Below are 24,133 nucleotides of genomic sequence, written 5' to 3'. Positions count from 1 at the left end.
TCGCTCCCAGGGTCACCATTAACATTCCCGCCATGGCCACCAGTACCGCAGTGGCGTTGACGATTGTGGTTATCTGCTCAGGGCTCACAGGGCGGCCCTCATGCGTGACATAAAATCGCCGTGTCTCATCTTGTCCGGGATGCCCATTGCGTTGAGTTCCTTCTGGCGCAACATGGCGGCATAGCGTTCCTGCTTCTCGGCCTGCGGGATGTTCTGGTAATCGGGCAGTGCCTGGTGCTTCAGCTCGTCCGCCACATTGGTTCCGTTCAGTACCCGCTCGACGGTGGTCGTGTAGTGCTCCTCGAATGCTGCACGGGTGTCGTCCAACCGTTCGCCGGTGCGGATCCGATGCCATCCGGTCAGGCTCGCCACCTTCGGAACAATCCCGTTACTCCACTGCCAGCGCTCGATCTCGTGGCTGTGCTCGCAAGCCTCCTGCCATGCCATCTGAACACTGGGGATGCCGAGGTCACGGGCCGTGGTCATGCAAAAGTCACGGACAAACTCGGTTGGGTTTGGCATGAACTTCCGGTCGGACGTTCTCAGCTTCTCGATGCCGTCGCTGATCTGCCGTGTTGTCAGCCCTGCCCAGTGTTGCTGGTACTCACCCTTGGCCACACCCTGCAGATCAACTGATGGCCACGCCTTTCTCATCATCAGTGGCCAATACAGCTCGAACACCCTGAAAAGGTCAGTCGCCAGGGCTTCGGATTGTCTAGAGAACTGTGTCGTAGTCCTCGTCTGTGAAGGATTCGCGGCCGACATTGCCGAAGAACTGGGTGTGTGGATCTGCTGCGCCACTGTGGCCAGCGCCTGTTGTGCGGTTTTCATGACGGTTCTCCAGATGACGGGACTGGGCTCTCAGATACAGGGTGCTGAACTGCTGACGGAATTTCTTCGCGCTTTTGACGTTGGACTGCCAGAAGGCGTCGGTGTTGGCGAACTGCCAGACCTTGGCAATCAGGCGGGCGTCCTGCCCGTTCTTCACCAGCGCCTCACGCAGCAGGCGGATATCGTTCGCCCAGGCGTTGAGGTTGGCGGTCACGGTGATCGGGGTGATGCGGTTGATGTCGTCCAGCATGGTCTGGGCAAACCGGCGGTCACAATCCTCAAACCGGTAGCTGGCCTGACGCTTTGCCGGTGCCTTCGCGGTTTGTTTTTGTTGAACAGGCAGATCAGGGGTTTTATCAACCGTCTGCGTCGATGAAGCGTCAGCGTCGTCGACTAGAGTATTAATATTTGGTTTATTTCTTTTTCTTTTGTGGTTACCGGATACGGCGTGTTTATTACCGGATACATCACTCTTATTACCGTATCCGGTAATATCCTTACACAATCCGGTAACGGTATTTTCCACCACTTTTTGAGGCTGTTTCCGGCCTTTCCGCTTGCGGGTTTGCTCGGCTTTCAGCGGGTTCTCTTTCAGCCAGTTGCCGATCACGGTATTGATCGCCAGCTTCTGGTCATTGCCGTTGGTGGAACGGATCAGCATGTTGCGAGCCACCAGCCCCTTGATGACCAGGTGAACGTGAGTCTTGCCGATGCCGGTCAGTTCCGTGAACTGCGACAGCGCGATCCAGTCCGCTGACTTCTTGTAGCCGAAGGTCTTGCGGACCACTGCCAGCAGGATGCAGTACTCACGGCCAGACAGACGGTACTCCGCCTTCATCAGCTCCTCGATCAGTTCATTCGCAAGGCCGGTGTACCCGTCCTCCATGCGTGCCTTCTTCCGGCCTGCGCCGGTCTCGGTGTCGGTTTGCGCCGGTATTGGCGGAAACTGGTGAACCGTGCCCATTAGTTGCCCCCGCAGTACTGGCCAAACGTCCAGTTATCCGTCATAATGATTTCTCTATTGAAGAGTCTGTTCCCAAAAACACTCATCAATGCCCCCGAGAAGCCCGGTCGCCCGCCGGGCTTTTCACTTTCTGTCTTTCTCAACACTTTCTTGCCTGTTGTCCGCATCTGCAGACTGTTGTTCTGTACGACTGTCCTATACTGACAATCACACGCCCCCTGAATGTTCATGCCGCTTCACCGCTTTGGTGTTGGCTGGCGTATTCCCTGATTTCTTCAGCCTTTACTGCCCCGTTACTCAGACGCTCGATGGTTTTTGCACTTCTTGGAGGAATCACCCTTTCATGGGTTCCAGTAACCAACGGCCAGCGCAGAATGGTTTCGTGACGAATGCCAAGGCATACCGCAAGATCCTTAGTGGTTGCCTTACCCTTTCGAGGCCTGCCCCTGACGCTGACAGGAAGGTCGCCAAGAAAGTAACGACAGAGTTTTTCGTATGGCGAATTATCCATAGTTTTTCCTTAATTCATCAATCGTCATATTAAAAGCATATCGGACTCTTATCAACATCTTTAGTCATATTCGCGTTGTAATTGTGATCGGGTGATAAAATATGGGGGTTGTTCTGGAGGGCAAATGAACACTATTGGGGACAGACTGAAATACGCACGGGAAACTGCGCCTGGGCGATTAGGGCGTGACTACATGGTCACCCAAGGCGAGCTAGGGAAGGTTATGGAAGGAATAACCCAAACGGCCGTCTTCAAGATGGAGCAGAACAAAAACAAACGTGGCGAAGTCGGCGTTACCAAGCTGATGAAAGCTGCCGAGTTTTTGAAGGTGTCTTTTCTTTGGCTGGCCACGGGCAAAGGAACCATGGACGGCAGCGATGAGGAATTACTCTCGCCGTTCTATGGTGATGGCGGACTGCCTGTCTATCTGCCCCAGCATATCCGGAAAAGACTAGACGACAATATTCATTCCCGCCTGACCATCACCGACAAACTACAGAGCAGGGTGACTGACAAGGCCTTTTTTACGGTATGCACGGATGACGGACTAGCCCCCATGATCACCACCGGCGGACTGGTGCTGGTCGATCCAGGCTCACAGATGGTGCTGACCGATTACGTACTGACCAACATCAAGGATTCACCCTTTCCGGTTGTCCGTCAGATCGTCGCCAACCCGGAAGGCGGCTATCTTCTCAAGCCACTTAATCCGAACTATCCATCCATGCCACTGGAGGAATTGGCCGATCTGGTCGGCGTTGTGCTGGAGTTCCGTACCTGGCCAGACGCCAACCTCAGCTTTAAAGACCTGATACCGGACAACCGGCACGTCATCAAACCCAACGTGGTTCCATTCAATCTATAAATACCACCCGCACCACTTTCACAAAACGGCCGTCAGGTCGTTTTTTTTTGCACCTTTAACATCTTTTGATGTTTTTTGTTTGCGATTAAATACATCAATTGTTATATTTGATTCCGAGGGCAACAAACGGGCGAAACACCATGACCACCAGCACCACCATCCGCACTGAGCTGTTCGAGGCGCTGCCGAATCCCTGGCTGACACAACGGGAAACCGAAGTGCTGGCCCAGATCGCGCAGGGCAGGAAGCAGACGGAGCTGGCGGAGGTGCTGGGCGTCTCGGTGGAAACGGCACGGACATACATTGGGCGTGTAAGTCACAAGCTGGGGGTTTCTGACAAGGCGCATGCGGTCTGCACCGCGTTCTGCCTGGGCATCCTCAAACCCCTGTGCCTGTTGCTGGTTGTCACTCAGATCGTCGCGGCGCCGGCCAGCGACAACCCTTCCCGTCCGGTAAGGACCACGCCAAGGGTGGTGCGCGTTGTGCGCTCCGGCCGGAATATCCGTGAACTGGCGCCGCTGCGTGCGGCATGAATGAACTGATTTGGGAACAGACCATGGAACCTTGTGTCATCCGATACCCGTACTTCTCCGACGTGATGGCGGCCATCATCTGCCTGCACAAAAACGGACAGGTGTACCGCTGGAAGTGCAGCAAGCGCAACGGCATGTGGACGGCCACCATCATCAGCCAGTGTGAGGTGGCAGCATGAACAAGCCCCTGTTCAGCCTGGCAGGACGGGTGCTGACACTGTCGGCACAGTTGTCCTCAGAGTGGCGATACCATTCATCCGTCGTTTTCGATGGTCTTGACAACAGCATGCACGTCAGGGTTATGCCAACTACCGGCAGAATGTTTGAAGTTACCCACGAAGCCCGCATCGATCTTGGAAAGGACGACGCCGTCAGCAAGATCACAGGAACCCTTCGCAAGTTGAGAAGCCTTCTGAAAGCGGAGGAAGCAGCATGAAACATTTGCAAAAAATGCAGCTCATCATGGCACTGGTTGCAGCGATCAATGAGGCAGGCATAGCAGAAATGGTTTGCCATTTGTCAGGTTACAGGAATGGGAACTCAAGCCTTAATGTGTATGGCTGGGATCCTGCCCCGGGTGAGAAATATACCACTGAGAACAAGATCTACGACAAAGATGCTTTTCTACCAAGCGAAGAAGCACCTGAACAACTGGCCACCATCATCAGCGACCTTCAGGGCATGCTGACCAACGCGGAGGCTGCCGCATGAGCCGCACAACACAGAAAACCGTTCGGGCAGAGACGGAAAACTACGTGATCGAAACCGGAAGGCTCACCCGCAAGCAGGCAGAAGTGTTGCTGCTGTTGACGGAAGGCCTGTCAACGCCGGAGATCGCCGCCTACTTCTGCCGGGCACAACGCACGGTCATGCAGCATTGCGGGGCGCTCAAGGAAGCCATGGACGCCAGCAGCCTGACCGGCGCGATTGCTGATGCGATGACCCATGGCGAGATCACACCGAAGCAGAAGCCGGAACCGATTGCCAGCGATCAGCCACCGGTGTTCGTCCAGAGCCCACGCTATGTCGTGGTAGGCCGAACCTTCTCACCCCGACAGGCCAGCACCCTGGCATGGCTGGCGGAAGGTAAATCCTATCCCGCTATCGCCACCATCTTTGATGTGTCGCCCCGAACCGTCCATGTGTTCAGCAAGGATATTTTCAAAAAGCTGGCCACCAACAACAGCCGGACGGCGGTAGCCAAGGCCATGATGTCCGGCCTGCTGCTGCCGAAACAGGTGTTCATGCCATGAGCATCAACCCGATCGTCACCATCCTGCCCCAGCACGACTGGATGCCAGGGGGCGAACTGATGGCGCACTTCCGCCGACAGGAACGGCAGGACCGGATGCAGCAGCTGTCTGACCTGATCGAACACGGGCACGTGCTGCGCCGCCGGATCGTTGAGCATGGCGTCAGCGTGCCGGTATTCCGTAAACCCGAGCCCGTGCATGGGCAGATTGAACTGTTTTGACTGGAGGCCACCATGGCTGAGAACACCGCACACACCGCCAAGCCTGACCGCATCATCCGTCCTGATGAACTGATGCAGCGACTGGGCATCCGCGCACGCACCACCCTCTGGCGCTGGGAGAAGGAAGGACGCCTGCCGCCACGGGTGCAGATCGGCCCCAAGGCGGTCGGCTATCGGGAGTCTGATGTGAACCAGTGGATCGCTGACATGGAGACGGTTTGATCCATGACCCCAGAAGCAAAGCGCGAAGCCGCCAGAGATCGAAAGCGAAAGCAGCGCGAACGGGAGCGAGCCCACAAGGCAGCATGCGGCGCTCACACGATCAACTTTGAGCTTTACCAGGGCACTCGCGATTGCATGGACGACATGATGAAGGTCGGCGGCTTTGAGGAACAGGGCGAACTGATAACCCGGCTCCTGCACGGCGCACATCGTGTAATGCTGCGTGACAAGTCACGTTTTAACGAATTGCTCAAGGTGTGACATGGATAAATACCCATCACCCAGAAAGGCCGTGCCCGGGATCCGCTTCTTTGTCTGCGATGAGTGCGGCGAAATCTGGTGGGACAAGACACGCGACTGCCTGTCCCCCTCCGGCGACCACTGCCCGAACGATGACTGCGGAGATTTCACACGGCCAGTTGCGAACCACCCGCAACCGGTACCGACCACCGAATGAGGTTTGATATGAAGTGCAAAACCGCTGTCCTCTTAACCGCTGCCGGTCTCTGGATTGGTGAACAGGTGATTTGCATGGCTTTGGATGCAATGGTTCAGACCAGTATTAGCGGCTTTTGCCATTTTCATTGATTAGAAATCAATTATGTCAATTCAAAATGCAAAACCCATTGATGATCTGGAACTGTACGAACTGATCGTTGCGGCCTATCCGGAAAAGTTTGACGCCAATTCTGAGGACGATATCTGGGATGAGGTTCTGGAATGGGCTGAGGAAGAGTTCTGCGATATTGATGCGCTTTCACGGTTGCTCGGCAGACTACTGTATTTGACCTCGCCCATGCAGTCAGCCATCAGTGGTGAATATGTGCACTGCCTGGGCAAGGTGGATATCAAAGACGGGCAAGCAAACATGGTTGCGGCTGTTAGCCGACGGATTGCAGGGTAAAGCCATGACCACGAATAACCGTTACTGGGATGCATACCAGGCTGGCTTTGATCTTGGGACTGCCCTCTTAGAGGGTTCCAATATTTGCCTCAGAAATGAATTCGATCACTGGTACGCAAGATATTTTCCAGAGGGTTGCACACCAGAAGATGCAGCAAAACTGAGAGAGTTCAATCATGCTCTTGGTGAAGACAACCGCAGGCTTCGTGATCTTCTGGAAGATGCCTACAAACGTTTCAAGCAATACGGAATGGATGTTGACGATCACGCTCCATACCATCATCAAAAATTCATGGACGAAATGAAGTCAGCACTATTAGAGGAAAAAGAAAATGAACATTAGAGAAATGCTAGAAAACCATATCGAAGAAATGGAATGTCAATTGATTGGTTTGCAGGATGAAATCGACACACTAAAAACCAAGAAGGAAACAATTCATAAGGAAATGATCAGGCTTAAAACAAAGCTAAATAACATTTCTGATGATAGTAAATAATCCGCATGGCTAATCAGAAAACACAAAGGTAACAAAATGAAAGATCAACACAAGAAAATCACCGGCTACCGAGACCTGAGCCAAGATGAAATAAATCTGATGAATGAAATAAAACGGCACGCAGAAAAAACACAAGAATTGCTGAATCAGGTTGGTGATTTACGCACTCGCCAGAAAGAAAAACTCGAAGAACTGTTTGATCATCCTGTAGACGGTTTGGATTATCGTCAGATCGATGAGTCTCGTCGCTGCCTGGATCTGGCAAAAACTAATTTGCAGCAGGGTAATATGTGGTTCGTTCGAGCGGTGGCTTTGCCAAATTCGTTTTGAAGTGACAAATAACAAAAGACCTTTTTGCGGGATTCCGCATTAAGGTCAAACCCGCTCAATGATCACCGTAAATTAACCACCTTGGGCGTCGGTTTGGAAGCCTCACCGGCGCCATCAATCACCCATCGCAAATACTCCGTCCAGATCGCCATGCCCACCCGCTTCTCCCGGATGTAATCATACCGGTCATAGTGACGGCTGGAGATATCACTGATCGTGTGGTTCTGGAGCCTGTCCCTGATTTCCTTGGAGATACCGGCGTCCCCCATCAGCGTCTTGCAGGTGCGGCGCAGGTCGCGGGGGGTGAATTGTTCATAAAACGGGTTGGCGGGATCGTCATGGTTCTTTCCGTAGATTGGAATGAACTTGCGCAGGGAACAGGCTGCCGCGGAATCACTCATATGGTTATCAGTCATCAGACCGCCGCCCTGTCCACCAGCAAACAGGTGCCGACAATGGCCGGTAATAGGGGCCAGCTGGTCAAGGATCTGCAGAGACAGGTCAGATAACGGAATGACATGGTCCCGACCGGTCTTGCCTCCGGTCTTTGTCGATGCGGCAGGAATAACCAGCAAACTGTCTTTCCTGTCGATCCAGTCCCACTGCAATCGCAGCACTTCCATAGACCGCTGACCGGCCAGTGCCAGGAACAACTTGAAGTAATACATCATCACATGGGACATGGCCCCGCCGCTCCGGACATTCTTCCGGCTCTTGTAGCAGCCTGGCATGTCGTTCCAGAAATAATGCACCTCGGTTTCGGACAATGCCCGTTCCCCCACCCGCTCCCACTGCGTTTGCTTGGGAATACCCGACACCGGATTGAACGACAGACCGAAGGTGACAGATTTATCCAGATAGGTCAGCGGGTTGTTGTCCTGGTACAACCCGTGCTGGAAGGCGGCATGCAGCATCGATCGTACACGGTTGCTCTGCGTGGTGACCCCTTTCCTGATCATCTGGGCAATGATGTCGCGGATATCCGTCACGGTGATATCCCGCGCCAGTTTGTCCATCATTCGCGGGAAGGGTCGCGCCACATAACAATCCAAGGATTGCTCAACATTACTGATCGACCGCCGGTTATTGGCTTTCATCCAGCCAATATACGACGCCAGCAAATCAGCGAGCGTACCGTTCTGTGATTCAAGCAACGCCTGCCGCTCACGTTCACGACGCTGGTCTTCCTGTTCACGACGCTGGCCGTCCAGCCATTGCTGGGGATCGATACCGTCACGAAGCAACACACCGAACTCTTCCGCTTTCTTCCGTGCAGACTCCAGCGTAATGCCGGATTCTTTACGGCCTGAACGGTAGTTGCCGAGCTTGATCTTTTTCTTGCCAGAGAAGCTGTAGAAAAAATAGAACTCTTTGACGCCATTCGGTCGCACACGCAGTTTCAACCGACCGACGCCACGACGACTGGTGTCGTCACTGACCAGGTATTCCGCCGCCTTTGGTTTAAGGTTGCGGATCTCCTTATCTGTAAGCATGCCCTGTTCCCAAAATTGCCCCGCCAGTACACATCAGACAAAACCGTACCGGTAAAGTTTAATTACACGACCACGGATTGCAGTCCTCATATGCGGACAAGGTTCATCAGGGAATCATAGCAAACTATACAGTGGCTCCCTGACGTCACAAGGGTCATATCATACCGTATTTGGGGACACTTGTGGGGACACTTAGGCGAAGGCTACAGCGCTATTTATTGCATATAAAATAAACAACAAAACGCCCTCAAAATTTCTATCTCCTTGATTTACATATCTTTTTTTGATTCCTTTAATATGTAAAATATACGACAGAACAGGACTCCTAAGCGGCCGATCCAGGTTCGAGTCCTGGTAGGGACGCCATCAAATTCAAGCACTGACACAACCCACTGAATCGCAAGGCGATTAAATTCGACATTTGGGTATGCTTGTGGGAGCATTTAGCCGACGCTAAAAATTTTTCCTGCCTCAGTGCTTGACTCAGCAAGAACTTCAGCTCCGCCTGATTAATAAACCATACCCGCTCGATATACAGTCTTTGTACTATGCAGTAAGGATCAAAAAACGGTCTGTAACACAACTGCTGCAAAGTCAAACTGTGAGCGATAACCGAACAACCACAATCTGTTTATTGCTGCAATCTCAAAAAAACTCAAGCATTCTATTTTCACGACATATTCAAACATGCTTGGTTTGACTCGACAGTATCGCGCGCTGATCAGTTGCTCCCGATAACACGGCGTACTTGGCTTCCTCAATCTGCTTTTGAATATCCGCCATCATTTTCTCTTCAGCTTCCGTATCCCTGACAAACTGTGCGAACCATTTCTGGAACGCGGCTGGTGACATGGTTTCATTAGCCTCTACCGGTGATGGTGTCGCCGAAAGAGTCTCACCTGGCGCCTCATACCCCGCGGAATGCAACACTGCATCATGCAAAAAGACAGCAGCAACATCCTGAATATGCGCTTTACGATCAATCAACTGGATCAAATCATTATGTACCGTTTCACTGATAACACCGGTGGTCAATAATTCACCCGTCTGAGCTTTCAGCTCTGTCTTTTTTGAGTCAGGGTCATTAATGGGGATGCCATGTGGAGAAACGCGAGTTAAAAAAGCGACCTCATAGTCGTCCCGGAATTTTTCAATAGCAGCTGCACCTTCCTCACCATAACGCTCCTGGTAATAGTGCTTAATCTCTGTGTTCACAATATCCAGACGATGCTTCGCACTCTCAGCCTGCTGGATACCACTCACCATCAAAGGAATACCAACGGGTCCCAATAAAGCGCCAAACACCGCCTTCACAACCCCGCAAGACTTATCTTCCTGAGCACCATCCAGTCGCTCCAGCATCTCGACTGTCTTTTGCGCACTTTTTTCCTCTTTGCGCGCCTTGAGATCCTCCAGAATCTCAATCTGGTTCTTGATCTCAAGATCTTCCTTCTCAGCTTTTAACCCACTCAGTAATGATTCCAGCTGATCCGGAGATAAGGTACCAAGATAACTTACATCGGTTGACGTCGGTGGTGCCAAAAGCAAGCGGCCGCCATCCTGCCTTACGATACCATCCACTGGGTTTTCAGAGGACTGACTGAAACTCACTCCCTGACCAAGATTGCCTGCAGAAACGGTCGTCCGCCCAATCTGACCGGGAACAATCTCCTCCTGGGGCCTGACAGGCTGATTGCCCGAAGTTCCATCAATTCTTGCCATCAGCCTGCCTCCTGCATAGCCTGTAATGCCTGTTTAGCCAGTCCTAATTCCGCTCGTAATTGCGACTGATCACCACACGCCTCAATGGCCCGCTCAAACATATGCTGAGCCTGCACCATCTCACCGGATGCCTCATAAACCGATCCAAGTGCCAATAATGCGTGGGGATTTTGCGCATCCAGCGCAATCGCCTGTTCCAGTAGCGCTACGGCACTGACTGAATCTCCCAACGCAAACCGGCAGCATCCCAACCCCTGGAGATAACGGGGTTCAGTGTGATCATGCATACCCAGAAACAGAAACAGTGATTCCGCCTCCGCCATATGACCGGCTTCATAACGGGCATAAGCTAAGGCATGTATTGCGTCCAGCAATTGAGGATCAAACTTTTTGTGACTTGCTATGGTTTCACCATCCTTCAGACGCCCTAACAGTGGGGCATCCACCCCCAACGATGCTAACAACCCCCTTATCCCCGTCATTCAACATACCTCCCTGTCCGAGTGAAATAACGGCTGATTTCTATAAGGATATGTAGGCAGATAACCCTCAAGCTGATTAAAACGAAATCGCCCGGCAATTCGCTATTTCCAAATGCGCTAGTGATGGTTATTTCAGTATTAAAACGCACTGAATAGACGGCATTGAAATAAGCACCCAGCCAGTAATAACGATCGTCATAATCGTTACGTCTTTTCTATCCATTGACGGTAGAACAATATTCAAACCGGACTGAAACGGGCACAATAAGAACAACAATAAACAGACCTACCCGAATCCAGAAGAGCAAAGCAGGAGTCAAATCATGCAATCCCTGACAACCGCACTCGCCCTTGGCTGCATGGCATTCATGCTGTCCGCCTGCTCCAGTCTGCCTAATGACCATAATCTGGCCAGTTACGCCATGACAACCGGCGTCCAGAAACCCTTCAAAATCAATCACTATAATGCTGCCGTCTACGAGCCCGTGTATGTCCCTCGTGAAGATCCACTTGTACCCAAGAGGGATGCGGCCTATACACGCCTTGAGAACGTGATTAAGGTAACACTGGAAAGCAAAGGCCTGCATGAAGGTGAAATGACAGATAACACCATCCGGGTTCGATTCGGCCTGGCCTCTGAATACCTGCTGAGTGATGCAGAGTTGGCTTCAGCCATGGGACTGAACCCGGGACTGGTCACCAGTCAGGAAGACAGCAAACTTACCATCGGCATTACCCTGATCCGGGCCGACACAGACGAAATTCTCTGGAATGGCGCACTACAAGGGGTCATGCTGAAAGGCCTTGATCCTGAACAACGGGATCAGCGACTCAAACAGGCCGTTGCGACGCTGTTAAGTTCGCTATAAATACAAAAACAGGTGATGGCAGAACCAAACCCCTGCCATCACTCCCATCAACAATCAGCCATTAAAAGCTTCATAGACTGTAAAACCATCCCGTTTAACCAAAACATGGCAATGACCAAAAACCGCTTCAATAATCGGCGGATAACGCAGAAAACTGTTAGCCACAATTCGCAGGCGTCCTTTGGGTTTCAACAGTGACTTCGATTCCCTTAGAAATTGTTCGGTTGTTTCATACTGCGTTTTCACCCCTTCATGAAAAGGGGGATTGGAAACAATCGCATTAAAACGTCCACGGACGTTTTCCAAACCATCACTGGCAATAACCGCCACAGGATCAACCTCATTAATCCTACAGGTTTCACGGGTGGCTGCTAATGCCATGGCGTCATTATCAAGCAAGAACAGTCGGACACCTGGAAACCGCTTCGCTAACCACGCGCCCACAACGCCTGAGCCACAACCGAAGTCGAGAATGTCACCTTTAAAGCCCGCCTCCATGGTTTCCAACAGGAGTCGTGTACCGACATCCAAACGACCATGATTGAATACTCCCGGCAATGTCACGGCCTTGACACATACATCATGTAAAACCTCTTCAAACGAGGCTTTCCAATCGACAATAACAAACGGAGAAGGTTTAACCGTTGGCGTTAACACATACAGCGAACAGTGCCGGGCAGAATCAATTTTTTCAACATCTCCATATACAGCCAGCCGCTTTTGCCAGGACTTAATACCACTACTGTTTTCACCCACCAGTAACAAATGACCATTATCAGACAACAGTGGTAGGCTCATCGCCAAAAGGTAGTTCATGAACTCCCGGCTTTTCTGCAAATACACAATAATGGTATCCGGCTTTTCTTTCTGATCTGGAATGCATTCACCATAGGCAAGACATGCTTCATTGACACCAAGATCTGAAAGCCGTGAGCGAACCACCTCGCTGGTGGTATACACATTGACTGACGCCGCACCCTGCTGACTCAGCTGCGGTACAAAGTTATCGTTTTCTGGCTGAACAACGAGAATACGTTCAGCCTCCAGCGCATCACTGTTCTTAACCAGCAACTGGCTGGGATTCGTCAGCACATTCATACCGTACCCTGTCATCTCGCCCTGAAATTAATTACAACTTGTACAGACCAATCGCGGCCTGAAAAAGCGCCGTTTTATAACCGATCCCGGTAACACACACAAACGTCAGCGAATACACAACGGGTTACGTAGAATGACGAATTCAGCTAAACCCATGGCTCAGCTATAGTTGGCGGTATTTATACCGCGTCTGCCTCAGAGATTTCCCCATGCCACAGAAACCCATCCTGGTCGGTATTGCCGGCGCTTCAGCTTCCGGAAAAAGCCTATTGGCTGAAACCCTGGTTGAAGAACTGAAAAGCGAACACCTCAGCGTTATCTCCGAGGATTCCTATTACAAAGACCAGTCCCACCTGAGCATGGATGAACGTGTTCTGACCAACTACGATCACCCGGACGCGATCGACCACAACCTGATGCTGCAACATCTCCAGATGCTCAAGCAGGGGGAAGCCATCCAGGTTCCGACCTACGATTATTCCATCCATAACCGCACCAGCGAGACCCGCACCGTACGCCCTTCACGAGTGGTGATTTATGAAGGAATACTGCTGTTTGTCAACCCGGACGTCCGCAAGCAGTTTGACCTGCGCTTCTACATGGACACACCACTCGACATCTGCCTGATCCGCCGCCTGCAGCGGGATATTGTCAGCCGCGGGCGGGATATGGAGTCCGTCATCAGCCAGTACATGGAAACGGTCCGCCCAATGTTCCAGCAGTTTATCGAACCCTCACGCCAGCATGCCGACCTGATCATTCCCCGGGGTGGCAAAAACCGTATTGCCATGGATCTTATCAAGACCAAGATCAACACATTGATCAACTGATCCAACCGTAAACGACACAACCGGTGCGCGTGTAAAAGCATCGCACCGGTATCAGGACTGCAACCACTCGAACAGATCAAGCTCCATGCAATTCTCGACAATACGGGAAATATGTGGAAATGAACGCATATCAATATCCAGCCGCCCCGCCGTTACCACCAGCGGCACCAATACCAAATCAGCCATGGTGAGCTGCTCACCAAAACAGTAAGTCCCCGTCTGGGCCTGGTGAGCCAGCATAAACTCAAGCCGTGCCAGACCGGTTTCCAGCCAGTGACAAAACCAGAGCGCCTGCTCATCCCGGGGTATTTGCAAGCGGTTTTCCATATATCCCGAGACCCGCGCATGGGCATAAGGCTGGATATCACTGAAAATCAGCTGGGAAAAGCTACGAACCCTGGCACGCACCAGAGGCTGCTCCGGCAACAACGCCGGCTCAGGATAAGCATCCTCAAGGTATTCAAGGATTGCCATGGCCTGTGTCAGCTGCTGATCCCCCGTATCCAGCACCGGAGATTCATGCGCCCCTCCCTGGTAGTGCAGGCCGGCCAGATCGTCCGTGCCTGACTCAGCTATAACGTGGTCGATATCCTTGAACAGCAACGCCAGTCTGACCATCTGATCAGCAGGTGACACATTGCGGCTATACAGTTTCATCGCGGTACTCCTTGCCAGCAGCCTGTACGATAAATATTCAGCCTTCATCCACATGAGAAGACCATGGCAGGCGCCGGTTAAAAACTTTACAACGCAGAGTATTTCACTGATACTCCGCCCGTATAAGTGCCAGGCCAGATCAGTCAGGCGTGGCATCACTTATACGCTGAATAGCCGGCATTATAGTGCGCTATAGCCGGAAAGACTGATGGCTGCCAACGACGACACCAGCCCAACGTAAAGGCACAGAACTGTTCATGCGTGTAGAAAACGATATCAAGCTCGGCTTCAAGGATGTCCTGATTCGCCCCAAGCGATCCACCCTGAAGAGCCGATCCCAGGTCGATCTGAACCGCACTTTCCACTTCATGCATTCCGGGCGCGAGTGGCGTGGCGTCCCTGTCATTGCGGCCAATATGGACACTGTTGGCACCTTTGAAATGGCCAGCGCGCTGGCCCAACATGGCATGCTGACCGCCATTCACAAGCATTACACCGAAGAGCAGTGGAGCGAATACCTCAGTGATGCGACGGATGACTTTTATCACCGCATCATGGTCAGCAGTGGCACCTCCGACAGCGATTTTGAAAAACTGAATCGCATCCTGACAGCCCACCCCAAGCTCTATTTCATCTGCATTGACGTTGCCAATGGCTACTCTGAACACTTTGTCGCCTTTGTCGCCAAAGTACGCAAGGCATGGCCTGACAAAGTCATTATTGCTGGCAATGTCGTCACCGGGGAAATGGTAGAAGAGCTGTTACTGGGCGGCGCTGACGTGGTTAAGGTTGGCATTGGTCCTGGCTCTGTCTGCACCACCCGGGTTAAAACCGGCGTCGGTTACCCGCAACTTTCAGCCGTCATAGAGTGTGCCGATGCGGCACACGGTCTGGGTGGCCAGATTATCTCCGATGGCGGATGCACCTGTGCGGGAGATGTCGCGAAGGCCTTCGGTGGCGGCGCCGATTTCGTCATGTTGGGCGGCATGCTCGCTGGCCACGATGAGTCTGGCGGCGAACTGATTGAAGAGGATGGGGAGCAGTTCAAACTGTTCTATGGTATGAGTTCCGCTACCGCCATGGATAAGCACAGTGGTGGTGTGGCTGAATATCGCGCCTCGGAAGGTAAGACCGTCAAGATCCCCTATCGCGGCTCAATTGCCATCACCATACAGGATATTCTTGGAGGCACCCGCTCTGCCTGCACCTATGTTGGCGCAGCCCAGCTGAAGGAGCTGACCAAGCGCACCACCTTCATTCGTGTTCAGGAACAGGAAAACCGCATCTACACCTGATCCCCACAGATACAAAAAAGGCGATCTGATGATCGCCTTTTTTACTTAATAAATTGCCTGAATACCTTTATTGAGAAAGATACGCTGAAGATCCCTCAGCAGTTCCTCGGAGGGTGGTGTGACCTCTTCGAGCTCATAGATATCTTTCATCAGATCCCATTTATGCTTACCCAGCGAATGATAAGGCAGCAACTCAACCTTCTCGATATTATCCATGGGTGCAATAAACTCCGCCAGTTGTTCGGCATAGACAGGATCTGTTGTATAACCTTCTACAACCACATAGCGGATCCAGGTCGGCTTATTGATCTCCTGAAGATACCGCGCAAAGTCAAGTACACGCTCATTGCCAACGTACGTCAGTTTACGATGCAGGTCGTTGTCCATGTGCTTGATATCCAGCATGACAAGGTCGGTCTGTTCAAGCATGTCAACAATGGGGTTTGTCATACCTTTAACATAACCATTGGTATCCAGACAGGTATGAATCCCTTCCTTACGGCAGGCACGGAAGAGTTCGGCAACAAACTCTGGCTGAAGGCTGGGCTGTCCACCACTGACCGTGACTCCGCCCGATAGGAAGTGTTTCACAGCACGGATCTTTTCCATCAACTCGCCGACCGACACCACCTCGCCGTCTTTCATACCCCAGGTATCACGGTTATGGCAGTACCGGCAGCGCATGACACAGCCCTGCGTGAAAACAACAAACCGGATACCCGGTCCATCAACAGTTCCAAATGAGTCAGTTGAATGAATTCTGCCCAGCATGCCTGCTCCAGATAATGAGGTATGTCACGTCGACATCATTGTTGTCTGGTTTTACCGCGCGAGTCAGGCCAGTAAACAGGCCGCAGAGGCAGACAACAGTGCCGCAAGAATCAAATCTATTTGGGGATACTAAATAGTTTTTTAGGTTTTACTATCTGTACTAGCACCTAAGCAGAACTGGTTCACAGGAAAAGAGGTTTAGGCTGACAGCGTATTTCTACCCACCAGGAACAGGAATCACTGACTTGTTAAATCCGTTTCATAGACGACAACTATCACTTTATTCATTTAGCGTATAAAGACAGAAAAAAGCTAAAAAAAACAAGAAAAATCAACTCCAATTTAAGTAAACCTACCTATATTAGCTCTACTGGCCATTTACTAGTATTCGGCCCATAACGATTTTAATAGACACAGGATTCCCTTCGCTGGAGCGATATAATGAGCAAATACATGTATACCACGGTTTACGAAGAGTTTACTGGTATCAAGCCTCCCGAACCCAAAGAACATAAACCCAAAAGAAAGCGTGGTTACGGACACCCTTACCGTATGCGCCTGAATATGCAAAACAATACCGCTTCAGGCAATGAAAAACCGCAGCGTCATTTCAGTAATGAGTCAATGCCCCTGGAAAGCAGTGACTATAACACCGATTCTGACAGCTATATGGTCACCCCTTCAAGACCAAGGCAAGAGGAATCCCACTTCTCAATGAGTGATGCTGCTCCGCGCGTGACTTACAAGAAAAGACGTCATGTTGACCATGATGCCCGCTTCTAACCACTAGCCATTCATCTGATAGTTTTTCACGCGCGACAACCCTGAACAACATACCAGGCCCCAACTCTTGATTCTCAATTGAACAGAACGTTCTAGACGACACTGAAAGCAGACTCGTCACATCATAACGAAGCAGTGATCACACGGTGAAGAATCACCTGTTGGCAACAGACATGGAAAACCGATCAGAAGAAACGTGTAACCACCAAAAGACGGTGGTTACACGTCAAAGGTGGGTTAACCCAAAACGTACTTGATCATAACACCTGCAGCCACGGCCGAGCCGATCACACCGGCAACGTTTGGCCCCATGGCATGCATCAGCAGGAAGTTCTGGGGATTCGCTTCCAGGCCAACCTTATTGGACACCCGGGCAGCCATCGGTACCGCGGACACACCTGCAGAACCAATCAGCGGATTCACCTTGTTCTTGCTGATCAGGTTCAGCCCCTTGGCCATCAGGACGCCACTGGCCGTACCAATACAGAACGCCACAATGCCCAGACTGAGGATACCCAGGGTTTCAGCCTGCAGGAACTTGTCAGCCACCAGCTTTGAACCCACAGACAATCCCAGGAAGATGGTAACGATATTGATCAGTGCATTCTGTGCGGTATCAGACAGCCGATCCACCACGCCACACTCACGCATCAGGTTACCGAAGCAGAACATGCCCAGCAGTGGTGCCGCATCCGGCAACAACAGGGCAACCAGCACCAGCAACAGCAGCGGGAATACGATCTTCTCACGCTTACTGACAGGTCGCAGCTGTGTCATGGTGATACGGCGCTCTTCCTCGGTAGTCAGGGCACGCATAATCGGCGGCTGAATCAACGGTACCAGCGCCATATAGGAATAGGCGGACACCGCAATAGCCCCCAATAATTCCGGCGCCAGCATGCTGGACACGTAGATCGCTGTCGGGCCATCGGCACCACCGATGATACCGATCGCCGCAGCCTGTGCAACGGAGAAATCCATCACACCCAGCGCCGTCATCCCCAGTGCACCCAGTATGGTCGCAAAGATACCGAACTGCGCCGCAGCCCCAAGGAACAGGGTGCGCGGGTTAGCCAGCAGTGGACCGAAGTCTGTCATCGCACCGACACCCATGAAAATCACCAATGGTGCAATACCACTGGCAATGGCCACGGAGTAGAACTGGTAGAGCATACCGTTGCTGTACGTCAGGTTCTGTGCCAGCTGGGAAGCTGCCAGCTGAACCTCAGCCGGCGCCGAATGGTAAACATCCAGCAACTGCTTCACGGAATCAAACCCCACACCCAGCACACCGGCCATCGCCTCAATGTGTGCAGGGTTGGCCTTATGAATCAGCTGTTCAACCGCAGAATACGCCAGACCCGCTTCGGGTATGTTGGCAAGAATACCGCCTACTCCAATTGGCACCAGCAACAGTGGCTCAAAGTTTTTCCGTATCGCCAGAAACAGCAGGCCGAAACCTACCGCAATCATGACGAACTGCCCCAGAGTCAGGTTATACAGACCCGACCCGTACAGGAGTGATAACAGTTTTTCCATGGTGCACCCCTCAGGCCAGCATCAGCAGCGTATCGCCAACAACAACGGAATCACCTTCCTTGACGGATACCGAGCCCACCCTACCGGTACGGGGCGAACGCACTTCCGTTTCCATTTTCATGGCTTCCAGAATAATCAGTACATCCCCCTCCTGAACCTGCTGCCCTGGCTGGACATGTACCTTCCAGATATTCCCTGCCAAGGGGGCCGGCATGGGCTCGCCACCTGTAACCGGCGCACTGGCGGCAGTAGCCTGAACACCCGGCGCAACGGACACCGGCTTGATACCGGAGATATCCCCGCCATCGGCCACTTCCACCACATACTCCTGTCCACTGACTGTGACGGTATACACTTCAGGCTTACCGGATTCACGCGCCACCAGCTCCTGACCTGTCGGCGCAGGCTCAAAGGCATCGGGATTACCGCGATTTTCCAGGAACTTGATACCGATCTGCGGGAACAGCGTGACAGTCAGCACATCATCAATAGCATTCTCTGCCAGTGTGATGCCCTTCTCTTTCACCTGGGCATTCACTTCTTCTGTCAGACGGGCCATCTCGGGCTCCAGCACATCGGCCGGACGACAGGTAATGGGATCTGCGCCATCCAGCACCCGCGCCTGGAGTTCGCTGTTGAACGCTGCCGGTGCCGCACCATATTCACCCTTGAGAATGCCCTGGGTTTCTTTGGAAATGGTCTTGTAACGCTCGCCAGTCAGGACATTCAGTACAGCCTGGGTTCCGACGATTTGAGAGGTCGGCGTCACCAGCGGGATATAACCCAGGTCTTGTCGAACCTTCGGAATCTCTTTCAATACATCATCAAACTTATCTGCAGCGCCCTGCTCCTTGAGCTGGCTTTCCATATTGGTCAGCATGCCACCAGGCACCTGAGCAACAAGAATCCGCGAATCAATACCCCGCAGCGCACCTTCAAATTTGGCGTATTTTTTCCGGACATCCCGGAAATAGGCCGCAATCTCTTCCAGGGCGTTGATATTTAACCCTGTATCGCGATCGGTGCCCTGCAACGCAGCAACAATGGATTCGGTCGGCGAATGGCCATAGGTCATGGACATGGACGAAATCGCGGTATCGACACGATCAACCCCCGCCTCAATTGCCTTAAGAATGGTCATGGATGAAAGACCAGCAGTTGCATGACAGTGCAAATGAATGTCAAGACCGGTTTCCGCCTTCAGCCGTGACACCAGTTCATAGGCGTCATAAGGCGTCAGAATACCAGCCATATCCTTGATACAGAGCGAATCCGCTGACATATCTTCAATACGCTTGGCCAGATCAACCCACATACCGGTGTTGTGAACGGGACTGGTCGTATAAGAAATTGTTCCCTGCGCATGTGCACCCTGTGCCTTGACGGCCTTCATCGCCTGCTGCAGGTTACGGGGATCATTCATCGCATCGAAGACACGGAACACATCCATCCCGTTGGCGACGGCGCGTTCAACAAAGGTATCAACGACATCATCCGCATAATGGCGGTAGCCCAGCAGGTTTTGTCCACGCAGGAGCATCTGCTGTTTCGTGTTGGGCATTGCCTTTTTCAACGCACGCAGACGCTCCCACGGATCTTCACCCAGGAAACGGATGCAGCTGTCAAAGGTTGCGCCGCCCCAGGTTTCCAGGGACCAGAAACCCACCTGGTCCAGTTTTTCGGCGATGGGCAGCATGTCCTCAAGACGCAAACGGGTTGCAAAAAGAGATTGATGCGCATCGCGCAGCACCACATCAGTAATGCCTAGCGGTTTCTTGTTCTCAGACATTCGGTAACACTCCCCCTTGACTCGTTAACCTGACTACTGGCGACGCGCGCGATGCTGCTGAACCGCTTCATGAATCACGGCGAGCAGTACCGGATCACTTGCAGGGTCACCGATTGTCGCGACAGGAACCCTGGCAATAGCAGGTTCGGGTTCCTCCGGCTTCGTGGCCTGAATGATTTTTGACATGATGCTGGTCACAATGACCAGAAGGGTAAGGAATACGAAGACAAAGCCCATGCCGAACAGCATCAGGTTCACGCCTTCGCTCATGAGATCCGCTGGAGACATGGCGCTTCCTTATTTCGTTGTTATCGTTCGTGTCCGGGCGAATAAACGATACCTGACACACGACGTTTCACTTATTACACGGTCTTGAATTTCGGGGCCATTTTACCCGAATACCGGGGTCGCGCAATATTGACTGTATTTATACTTATTATCTGAGCATTTATTTCCATGATTCATGTCATGAATAGTGCAATCAATCATCACGCATTCATACGGCGCTTACCGTACCAATGACAGTTGTCTGTTTTGACAGGAGTGATAGAGTACCGCCCTTTTCCGCCACTGGAACGGTATCTGCCGATGCGACTTGTCCTCGCCCCGATGGAAGGGGTTGTCGATTACCTGATGCGCCAGCTGCTGACTGACAACGGCGCCTTTGACCTCTGCGTAACGGAATTTATCCGGATCACCAACACCCTGCTGCCTGAAGCCGTTTTCCTACGACTATGCCCTGAACTTAAAAACGGCGGCCACACGCGTGCAGGTACACCGGTTTTCATCCAGTTACTGGGTAATGACCCTGTTACCATGGCTGACAATGCCGCCCGCGCGGCAGAATTGGGCGCTCTCGGCATCGACATCAATTTTGGCTGTCCGGCTAAAACGGTTAATCGACACAAGGGTGGCGCAGCGTTATTGAAAGAACCGGACACCCTGCATCGCATCGTCCAGTCTGTTCGCCAGTCCGTCCCGGCACACATACCGGTTACGGCAAAAATGCGGCTCGGTTTCGAGGATAAATCCCTGGCCGTAGAGAACGCCGTCGCCATCGAGTCAGCTGGCGCTGACACCCTGACGATTCACGCCCGCACCAAAATTGAAGGATACCGACCACCCGCCCACTGGGAATGGATCGGTAAAATACGTGAACATGTCTCACTGAATATCATCGCTAATGGCGAGATCTGGTCCATTAACGACTATCAGCGCTGCAAAATGGCCAGCGGTTGCAGCGACATTATGATTGGTCGCGGCGCCATCGCCCAGCCGCTGCTCGCCACCCGACTGAAATCCCTGCAGGATACTGACAGCACCATGCCTGACTGGCTCGAAACCCGGGCATTACTGGTACAATTCGCACAAACGGTACTGCACAGCCCCCAGGAATACCTTGAGCATTGCAACATCCGCGAACCCGGCCGCTACCTGGCTGACCGTTGCAAGCAGTGGCTTGGTATGATGGTACGCTGCCACGAAGGGGCTGCGACCCTGTTTCAGCAGATCAAGCGGGAAACCTGTCCGGAAACCATCTATCGTACGCTACTGACTTAACAGCGGATCAACCAGCCGCCATTGACGATTTTGTTGCTATTGAGACTCAAGCCTTGCCAAGCACCCACAAGCCTGTAATCGAAACCGCCAGCATCCGCTGGAACGAGCGTGGACAACCGGTCTCCGATCATTATGACGATATCTATTTCTCAACCGAATCAGGCCCGGAGGAAACCCGGCACACCTTTATTAACCAGAACTTTCTTCCGGAACGGTTTGCCGCGTTAGAACCCGGCCAACATTTTGTTGTTGGTGAAACGGGCTTTGGCACAGGCCTCAATTTTCTCTGTACGTGGCAGTGTTTTGATCAACACGCCCCGGCAGATACCCGGCTGCATTTTATTTCTACCGAAAAATACCCTCTGACAACAGCAGACCTGGCGCAGGCCCTATCACTCTGGCCAGACCTGTCGGCCTACAGTCAGCCACTGGTCAACCATTATCCAGCGATGACTGCCGGCCAGCATCGGTTGGTTTTTGATAATGGCCGTATTGTACTGACACTACTCTGCGGCGATGTATTGAAAACGCTGCCGAACCTGGAAGCGTCGGTCGACGCCTGGTTTCTGGACGGGTTTGCTCCGGCAAAAAATCCCGATATGTGGCAACCTGAATTGTTCCAGTCACTGGCAAAGAAATCCGCCAGCGAAGCCACCTGTGCCACGTTTACAGCCGCAAGAGTGGTACGGGATGGATTAGAAAGTGCCGGATTCATAATCGAAAAAGTGCCGGGATTTGGCCGCAAACGGGATATGGTTCGTGGTCGTCTGACACAGGCAATTCCTTCGAATGATTCCCCAGTCTGGTTTCAGCAATCAAAAACAATGCATAACCAAAAGAATGCGCTGATTATCGGGGCAGGCATGGCTGGAACGGCAACTGCACGCTCACTTGCTGAACGTGGCTGGCAGGTACGGGTGATCGACTCCCACGACCAACCCGCCAGCGAAGCATCAGGCAATCCGCAAGGCATGCTGTATACGCGATTATCAGGCAACAGCACGGTATTAACGCGTTTTATCATGGAAGGTTACCTTTATACGCTCAGCCTGCTGAAACGGCTGGAATACCAGATAACCGCTGATGACACGCTGTGGCAAAATACTGGCCTGATTCAACTGGGTTTCAGCGAAAGCGAACAGAAACGCCAGCAGCGCATTCTGGAATCCGGCCAGTACCCTGAAGCCCTGTTACAAGGCCTGGACGATGAAGCACTCTCCTCACTGGCGGGCCTTCCCTTAAGCTCTTCCGGACTCTATTTCCCTGATGCAGGCTGGGTACATCCTCCTTCATTATGCAAACACCTGCTTGAACATCCCAATATTGAATTTATCGGCAACCTTCAGGTCACAAGCATTATGCATGGAGGTAACCAGTGGCACGTTCAAACAACATCCGGAACAACATTGAGTTCAGAAGCCATTGTGGTGGCTTGCGGCCACCTCTCTTCAAAACTGACACAAACCCAGTACCTGCCACTGAAAAGCATCCGGGGCCAGATTACACAAGTCCCCGCCACAAAAAGCAGCCAAAAGCTACAGACAGTGGTTTGTAGCGACGGCTATATTGCGCCTGCCTGGAACAATAGCCACACGCTTGGGGCAACCTTTAATTTCGATGATGATTCAACGGAATGCCGTCAACAGGATCACGACACTAATATAGAAAACCTGAAAACGTATACGCCCGGCATTTCCGATGCACTGATCGACTCAGAACTTGGTAAGGCACAACTGAACGGACGAGTGAGCTTCCGATGCACAACACCGGATTACCTGCCAGTTGTCGGCCCGGTAGTTGACGCTGACATTTTCAAAGAGCATTTCGCACCATTGCGAAAAAATGCCAAACACCGGTTTACTGACACTCCCGAACAACCGGCAGGTTTGTATATTACAACAGGCCATGGCTCGAGAGGATTGGTCACCGCTCCGCTAGCCGCGGAAATCCTGGCCGGCTACATTTGCAACGAACCCAGCCCCGTGCCACGTGATCAACGTCACGCCTTGCACCCGTCCAGATTCATGATCAGAGACCTCGTAAGAAACAAGGCATAATACAGTAATCGTTCTGCCATAAAACCATTGAGCCGACCTTCCGGTTGGCTCAAACGC

31 protein-coding genes are annotated in these 24,133 nt (G+C 52.2%); 19 read left to right on the top strand and 12 right to left on the bottom strand.

What is annotated here, in order from left to right:
- Positions 1-84: 84 nt before the first annotated feature.
- The 3 genes from ABD892_RS24545 to ABD892_RS24535 all read right to left on the bottom strand — a co-directional run bounded on the left by ABD892_RS24545 (position 85) and on the right by ABD892_RS24535 (position 2,306).
- Positions 85-765, bottom strand: coding sequence for a replication protein P (locus ABD892_RS24545; RefSeq protein ID WP_345198957.1), 681 nt, complete (start codon positions 763-765; stop codon positions 85-87).
- Positions 716-1,795 carry a replication protein gene (locus ABD892_RS24540; RefSeq protein ID WP_345198918.1) on the bottom strand — a complete coding sequence of 360 codons (1,080 nt, stop codon included), beginning with the start codon at positions 1,793-1,795 and terminating at the stop codon, positions 716-718. Before ABD892_RS24540 ends, ABD892_RS24545 begins: the two co-directional genes overlap by 50 nt.
- Before the next feature lie 226 nt (positions 1,796-2,021).
- Positions 2,022-2,306 (bottom strand): hypothetical protein, encoded by a 285-nt coding sequence (locus ABD892_RS24535; RefSeq protein ID WP_345198917.1) that lies wholly within the window; start codon positions 2,304-2,306, stop codon positions 2,022-2,024.
- A 124-nt stretch (positions 2,307-2,430) separates the two neighbouring features.
- Here ABD892_RS24535 and ABD892_RS24530 point away from each other — a divergent pair, with 124 nt between their 5' ends.
- The 13 genes from ABD892_RS24530 (at position 2,431) to ABD892_RS24470 (ending at position 7,131) form a co-directional block, all read left to right on the top strand.
- Positions 2,431-3,171, top strand: a complete 741-nt coding sequence (locus ABD892_RS24530) for a S24 family peptidase (protein ID WP_345198916.1) — start codon at positions 2,431-2,433, stop codon at positions 3,169-3,171.
- A gap of 107 nt (positions 3,172-3,278) precedes the next feature.
- Positions 3,279-3,704: a response regulator transcription factor gene (locus ABD892_RS24525; RefSeq protein WP_345198914.1), complete on the top strand. Its 426-nt coding sequence runs from the start codon at positions 3,279-3,281 to the stop codon at positions 3,702-3,704.
- Positions 3,701-3,883, top strand: a complete 183-nt coding sequence (locus ABD892_RS24520; RefSeq protein ID WP_345198913.1) for a hypothetical protein — start codon at positions 3,701-3,703, stop codon at positions 3,881-3,883. The genes ABD892_RS24525 and ABD892_RS24520 overlap by 4 nt, the downstream gene beginning before the upstream one ends.
- Entirely contained in the window at positions 3,880-4,140 is a 261-nt protein-coding gene (locus tag ABD892_RS24515; protein WP_345198912.1) for a hypothetical protein, read from the top strand. Before ABD892_RS24520 ends, ABD892_RS24515 begins: the two co-directional genes overlap by 4 nt.
- On the top strand, positions 4,137-4,415 hold the full coding sequence (locus ABD892_RS24510) for a hypothetical protein (protein ID WP_345198910.1): 279 nt from the start codon (positions 4,137-4,139) through the stop codon (positions 4,413-4,415). The genes ABD892_RS24515 and ABD892_RS24510 overlap by 4 nt, the downstream gene beginning before the upstream one ends.
- On the top strand, positions 4,412-4,957 hold the full coding sequence (locus tag ABD892_RS24505; protein ID WP_345198909.1) for a response regulator transcription factor: 546 nt from the start codon (positions 4,412-4,414) through the stop codon (positions 4,955-4,957). Before ABD892_RS24510 ends, ABD892_RS24505 begins: the two co-directional genes overlap by 4 nt.
- Positions 4,954-5,178, top strand: a complete 225-nt coding sequence (locus ABD892_RS24500) for a hypothetical protein (protein ID WP_345198908.1) — start codon at positions 4,954-4,956, stop codon at positions 5,176-5,178. The genes ABD892_RS24505 and ABD892_RS24500 overlap by 4 nt, the downstream gene beginning before the upstream one ends.
- 12 nt (positions 5,179-5,190) lie before the next feature.
- Positions 5,191-5,400 carry a helix-turn-helix transcriptional regulator gene (locus ABD892_RS24495; RefSeq protein WP_345198906.1) on the top strand — a complete coding sequence of 70 codons (210 nt, stop codon included), beginning with the start codon at positions 5,191-5,193 and terminating at the stop codon, positions 5,398-5,400.
- Between the two features lie 3 nt (positions 5,401-5,403).
- Positions 5,404-5,661: a hypothetical protein gene (locus ABD892_RS24490; RefSeq protein ID WP_345198905.1), complete on the top strand. Its 258-nt coding sequence runs from the start codon at positions 5,404-5,406 to the stop codon at positions 5,659-5,661.
- Positions 5,662-6,001: 340 nt separating this feature from the next.
- Entirely contained in the window at positions 6,002-6,304 is a 303-nt protein-coding gene (locus ABD892_RS24485) for a hypothetical protein (RefSeq protein WP_345198904.1), read from the top strand.
- A gap of 4 nt (positions 6,305-6,308) precedes the next feature.
- Positions 6,309-6,647 carry a hypothetical protein gene (locus tag ABD892_RS24480; RefSeq protein ID WP_345198903.1) on the top strand — a complete coding sequence of 113 codons (339 nt, stop codon included), beginning with the start codon at positions 6,309-6,311 and terminating at the stop codon, positions 6,645-6,647.
- On the top strand, positions 6,637-6,801 hold the full coding sequence (locus ABD892_RS24475) for a hypothetical protein (protein WP_345198901.1): 165 nt from the start codon (positions 6,637-6,639) through the stop codon (positions 6,799-6,801). Before ABD892_RS24480 ends, ABD892_RS24475 begins: the two co-directional genes overlap by 11 nt.
- Positions 6,802-6,837: 36 nt before the next feature.
- Positions 6,838-7,131: an Acb2/Tad1 domain-containing protein gene (locus ABD892_RS24470; protein ID WP_345198900.1), complete on the top strand. Its 294-nt coding sequence runs from the start codon at positions 6,838-6,840 to the stop codon at positions 7,129-7,131.
- 62 nt (positions 7,132-7,193) lie between these two features.
- Here ABD892_RS24470 and ABD892_RS24465 read toward each other — a convergent pair whose 3' ends face one another.
- From ABD892_RS24465 to ABD892_RS24455, 3 genes are all read right to left on the bottom strand, one after another.
- Complete coding sequence (locus ABD892_RS24465; RefSeq protein ID WP_345198899.1) at positions 7,194-8,624, bottom strand: tyrosine-type recombinase/integrase; 1,431 nt, start codon at positions 8,622-8,624, stop codon at positions 7,194-7,196.
- Positions 8,625-9,305: 681 nt separating this feature from the next.
- Positions 9,306-10,346 carry a hypothetical protein gene (locus ABD892_RS24460; protein WP_345198898.1) on the bottom strand — a complete coding sequence of 347 codons (1,041 nt, stop codon included), beginning with the start codon at positions 10,344-10,346 and terminating at the stop codon, positions 9,306-9,308.
- On the bottom strand, positions 10,346-10,828 hold the full coding sequence (locus ABD892_RS24455; RefSeq protein WP_345198897.1) for a tetratricopeptide repeat protein: 483 nt from the start codon (positions 10,826-10,828) through the stop codon (positions 10,346-10,348). Before ABD892_RS24455 ends, ABD892_RS24460 begins: the two co-directional genes overlap by 1 nt.
- Before the next feature lie 323 nt (positions 10,829-11,151).
- Here ABD892_RS24455 and ABD892_RS24450 point away from each other — a divergent pair, with 323 nt between their 5' ends.
- Positions 11,152-11,697, top strand: coding sequence for a DUF4136 domain-containing protein (locus tag ABD892_RS24450; protein WP_345198896.1), 546 nt, complete (start codon positions 11,152-11,154; stop codon positions 11,695-11,697).
- A gap of 54 nt (positions 11,698-11,751) precedes the next feature.
- Here ABD892_RS24450 and ABD892_RS24445 read toward each other — a convergent pair whose 3' ends face one another.
- Positions 11,752-12,795, bottom strand: a complete 1,044-nt coding sequence (locus ABD892_RS24445; RefSeq protein WP_345198895.1) for a methyltransferase — start codon at positions 12,793-12,795, stop codon at positions 11,752-11,754.
- A gap of 209 nt (positions 12,796-13,004) precedes the next feature.
- On the opposite strand from ABD892_RS24445, the gene udk reads away from it, so the two are divergent.
- A complete protein-coding gene (gene udk / locus ABD892_RS24440) occupies positions 13,005-13,625 on the top strand; it encodes a uridine kinase (RefSeq protein ID WP_345198894.1) in 621 nt (206 codons plus the stop codon).
- A 51-nt stretch (positions 13,626-13,676) separates the two neighbouring features.
- On the opposite strand, the gene ABD892_RS24435 is transcribed toward udk, so the two are convergent.
- Complete coding sequence (locus tag ABD892_RS24435) at positions 13,677-14,282, bottom strand: glutathione S-transferase N-terminal domain-containing protein (RefSeq protein ID WP_345198893.1); 606 nt, start codon at positions 14,280-14,282, stop codon at positions 13,677-13,679.
- A gap of 257 nt (positions 14,283-14,539) precedes the next feature.
- On the opposite strand from ABD892_RS24435, the gene ABD892_RS24430 reads away from it, so the two are divergent.
- Entirely contained in the window at positions 14,540-15,577 is a 1,038-nt protein-coding gene (locus ABD892_RS24430; protein WP_345198892.1) for a GMP reductase, read from the top strand.
- Positions 15,578-15,622: 45 nt separating this feature from the next.
- Here ABD892_RS24430 and pflA read toward each other — a convergent pair whose 3' ends face one another.
- Positions 15,623-16,348: a pyruvate formate-lyase-activating protein gene (gene pflA / locus ABD892_RS24425; RefSeq protein ID WP_345198890.1), complete on the bottom strand. Its 726-nt coding sequence runs from the start codon at positions 16,346-16,348 to the stop codon at positions 15,623-15,625.
- 441 nt (positions 16,349-16,789) lie between these two features.
- Here pflA and ABD892_RS24420 point away from each other — a divergent pair, with 441 nt between their 5' ends.
- Positions 16,790-17,131: a hypothetical protein gene (locus ABD892_RS24420; protein ID WP_345198889.1), complete on the top strand. Its 342-nt coding sequence runs from the start codon at positions 16,790-16,792 to the stop codon at positions 17,129-17,131.
- A 237-nt stretch (positions 17,132-17,368) separates the two neighbouring features.
- Here ABD892_RS24420 and ABD892_RS24415 read toward each other — a convergent pair whose 3' ends face one another.
- The 3 genes from ABD892_RS24415 to ABD892_RS24405 are packed head-to-tail and all read right to left on the bottom strand — an operon-like array spanning position 17,369 to position 20,747.
- Positions 17,369-18,670, bottom strand: coding sequence for a sodium ion-translocating decarboxylase subunit beta (locus tag ABD892_RS24415; RefSeq protein ID WP_345198888.1), 1,302 nt, complete (start codon positions 18,668-18,670; stop codon positions 17,369-17,371).
- Positions 18,671-18,680: 10 nt separating this feature from the next.
- The gene (gene oadA, locus ABD892_RS24410; protein ID WP_345198887.1) at positions 18,681-20,459 is read right to left on the bottom strand and encodes a sodium-extruding oxaloacetate decarboxylase subunit alpha; all 1,779 of its coding nucleotides are present in this window, start codon (positions 20,457-20,459) and stop codon (positions 18,681-18,683) included.
- A 33-nt stretch (positions 20,460-20,492) separates the two neighbouring features.
- Positions 20,493-20,747 (bottom strand): OadG family protein, encoded by a 255-nt coding sequence (locus ABD892_RS24405; RefSeq protein ID WP_345198886.1) that lies wholly within the window; start codon positions 20,745-20,747, stop codon positions 20,493-20,495.
- 255 nt (positions 20,748-21,002) lie between these two features.
- Between ABD892_RS24405 and ABD892_RS24400 the strand changes: the two genes are divergently transcribed.
- Both ABD892_RS24400 and mnmC read left to right on the top strand, forming a co-directional pair.
- Complete coding sequence (locus ABD892_RS24400) at positions 21,003-22,019, top strand: tRNA dihydrouridine synthase (protein WP_345198956.1); 1,017 nt, start codon at positions 21,003-21,005, stop codon at positions 22,017-22,019.
- Positions 22,020-22,072: 53 nt separating this feature from the next.
- Positions 22,073-24,076, top strand: coding sequence for a bifunctional tRNA (5-methylaminomethyl-2-thiouridine)(34)-methyltransferase MnmC2/FAD-dependent 5-carboxymethylaminomethyl-2-thiouridine(34) oxidoreductase MnmC1 (gene mnmC, locus ABD892_RS24395; protein ID WP_345198885.1), 2,004 nt, complete (start codon positions 22,073-22,075; stop codon positions 24,074-24,076).
- The last annotated feature ends 57 nt before the right edge of the window (positions 24,077-24,133 follow it).

The organism is Kistimonas scapharcae, assembly GCF_039540975.1.
Classification (GTDB): domain Bacteria; phylum Pseudomonadota; class Gammaproteobacteria; order Pseudomonadales; family Endozoicomonadaceae; genus Kistimonas; species Kistimonas scapharcae.
The sequence above is the reverse complement of the archived record's forward strand: the minus strand, read 5'-3'. Positions and strand labels throughout refer to the sequence as shown.

What these genes read in the sequence shown, in the direction of transcription:
- ABD892_RS24460 (WP_345198898.1), bottom strand. Translation starts at nt 10,346, where the DNA reads ATGGCAAGAATTGATGGAACTTCGGGCAATCAGCCTGTCAGGCCCCAG.
- ABD892_RS24485 (WP_345198904.1), top strand. Translation starts at nt 6,002, where the DNA reads ATGTCAATTCAAAATGCAAAACCCATTGATGATCTGGAACTGTACGAA.
- ABD892_RS24405 (WP_345198886.1), bottom strand. Translation starts at nt 20,747, where the DNA reads ATGTCTCCAGCGGATCTCATGAGCGAAGGCGTGAACCTGATGCTGTTC.
- ABD892_RS24530 (WP_345198916.1), top strand. Translation starts at nt 2,431, where the DNA reads ATGAACACTATTGGGGACAGACTGAAATACGCACGGGAAACTGCGCCT.
- ABD892_RS24415 (WP_345198888.1), bottom strand. Translation starts at nt 18,670, where the DNA reads ATGGAAAAACTGTTATCACTCCTGTACGGGTCGGGTCTGTATAACCTG.
- udk (WP_345198894.1), top strand. Translation starts at nt 13,005, where the DNA reads ATGCCACAGAAACCCATCCTGGTCGGTATTGCCGGCGCTTCAGCTTCC.
- ABD892_RS24540 (WP_345198918.1), bottom strand. Translation starts at nt 1,795, where the DNA reads ATGGGCACGGTTCACCAGTTTCCGCCAATACCGGCGCAAACCGACACC.
- ABD892_RS24490 (WP_345198905.1), top strand. Translation starts at nt 5,404, where the DNA reads ATGACCCCAGAAGCAAAGCGCGAAGCCGCCAGAGATCGAAAGCGAAAG.
- ABD892_RS24430 (WP_345198892.1), top strand. Translation starts at nt 14,540, where the DNA reads ATGCGTGTAGAAAACGATATCAAGCTCGGCTTCAAGGATGTCCTGATT.
- ABD892_RS24465 (WP_345198899.1), bottom strand. Translation starts at nt 8,624, where the DNA reads ATGCTTACAGATAAGGAGATCCGCAACCTTAAACCAAAGGCGGCGGAA.
- ABD892_RS24455 (WP_345198897.1), bottom strand. Translation starts at nt 10,828, where the DNA reads ATGACGGGGATAAGGGGGTTGTTAGCATCGTTGGGGGTGGATGCCCCA.
- ABD892_RS24435 (WP_345198893.1), bottom strand. Translation starts at nt 14,282, where the DNA reads ATGAAACTGTATAGCCGCAATGTGTCACCTGCTGATCAGATGGTCAGA.
- ABD892_RS24445 (WP_345198895.1), bottom strand. Translation starts at nt 12,795, where the DNA reads ATGAATGTGCTGACGAATCCCAGCCAGTTGCTGGTTAAGAACAGTGAT.
- pflA (WP_345198890.1), bottom strand. Translation starts at nt 16,348, where the DNA reads ATGCTGGGCAGAATTCATTCAACTGACTCATTTGGAACTGTTGATGGA.
- ABD892_RS24545 (WP_345198957.1), bottom strand. Translation starts at nt 765, where the DNA reads ATGTCGGCCGCGAATCCTTCACAGACGAGGACTACGACACAGTTCTCT.
- ABD892_RS24520 (WP_345198913.1), top strand. Translation starts at nt 3,701, where the DNA reads ATGAATGAACTGATTTGGGAACAGACCATGGAACCTTGTGTCATCCGA.
- ABD892_RS24510 (WP_345198910.1), top strand. Translation starts at nt 4,137, where the DNA reads ATGAAACATTTGCAAAAAATGCAGCTCATCATGGCACTGGTTGCAGCG.
- ABD892_RS24450 (WP_345198896.1), top strand. Translation starts at nt 11,152, where the DNA reads ATGCAATCCCTGACAACCGCACTCGCCCTTGGCTGCATGGCATTCATG.
- ABD892_RS24475 (WP_345198901.1), top strand. Translation starts at nt 6,637, where the DNA reads ATGAACATTAGAGAAATGCTAGAAAACCATATCGAAGAAATGGAATGT.
- ABD892_RS24495 (WP_345198906.1), top strand. Translation starts at nt 5,191, where the DNA reads ATGGCTGAGAACACCGCACACACCGCCAAGCCTGACCGCATCATCCGT.
- ABD892_RS24535 (WP_345198917.1), bottom strand. Translation starts at nt 2,306, where the DNA reads ATGGATAATTCGCCATACGAAAAACTCTGTCGTTACTTTCTTGGCGAC.
- ABD892_RS24420 (WP_345198889.1), top strand. Translation starts at nt 16,790, where the DNA reads ATGAGCAAATACATGTATACCACGGTTTACGAAGAGTTTACTGGTATC.
- oadA (WP_345198887.1), bottom strand. Translation starts at nt 20,459, where the DNA reads ATGTCTGAGAACAAGAAACCGCTAGGCATTACTGATGTGGTGCTGCGC.
- ABD892_RS24470 (WP_345198900.1), top strand. Translation starts at nt 6,838, where the DNA reads ATGAAAGATCAACACAAGAAAATCACCGGCTACCGAGACCTGAGCCAA.
- ABD892_RS24505 (WP_345198909.1), top strand. Translation starts at nt 4,412, where the DNA reads ATGAGCCGCACAACACAGAAAACCGTTCGGGCAGAGACGGAAAACTAC.
- ABD892_RS24500 (WP_345198908.1), top strand. Translation starts at nt 4,954, where the DNA reads ATGAGCATCAACCCGATCGTCACCATCCTGCCCCAGCACGACTGGATG.
- ABD892_RS24480 (WP_345198903.1), top strand. Translation starts at nt 6,309, where the DNA reads ATGACCACGAATAACCGTTACTGGGATGCATACCAGGCTGGCTTTGAT.
- ABD892_RS24515 (WP_345198912.1), top strand. Translation starts at nt 3,880, where the DNA reads ATGAACAAGCCCCTGTTCAGCCTGGCAGGACGGGTGCTGACACTGTCG.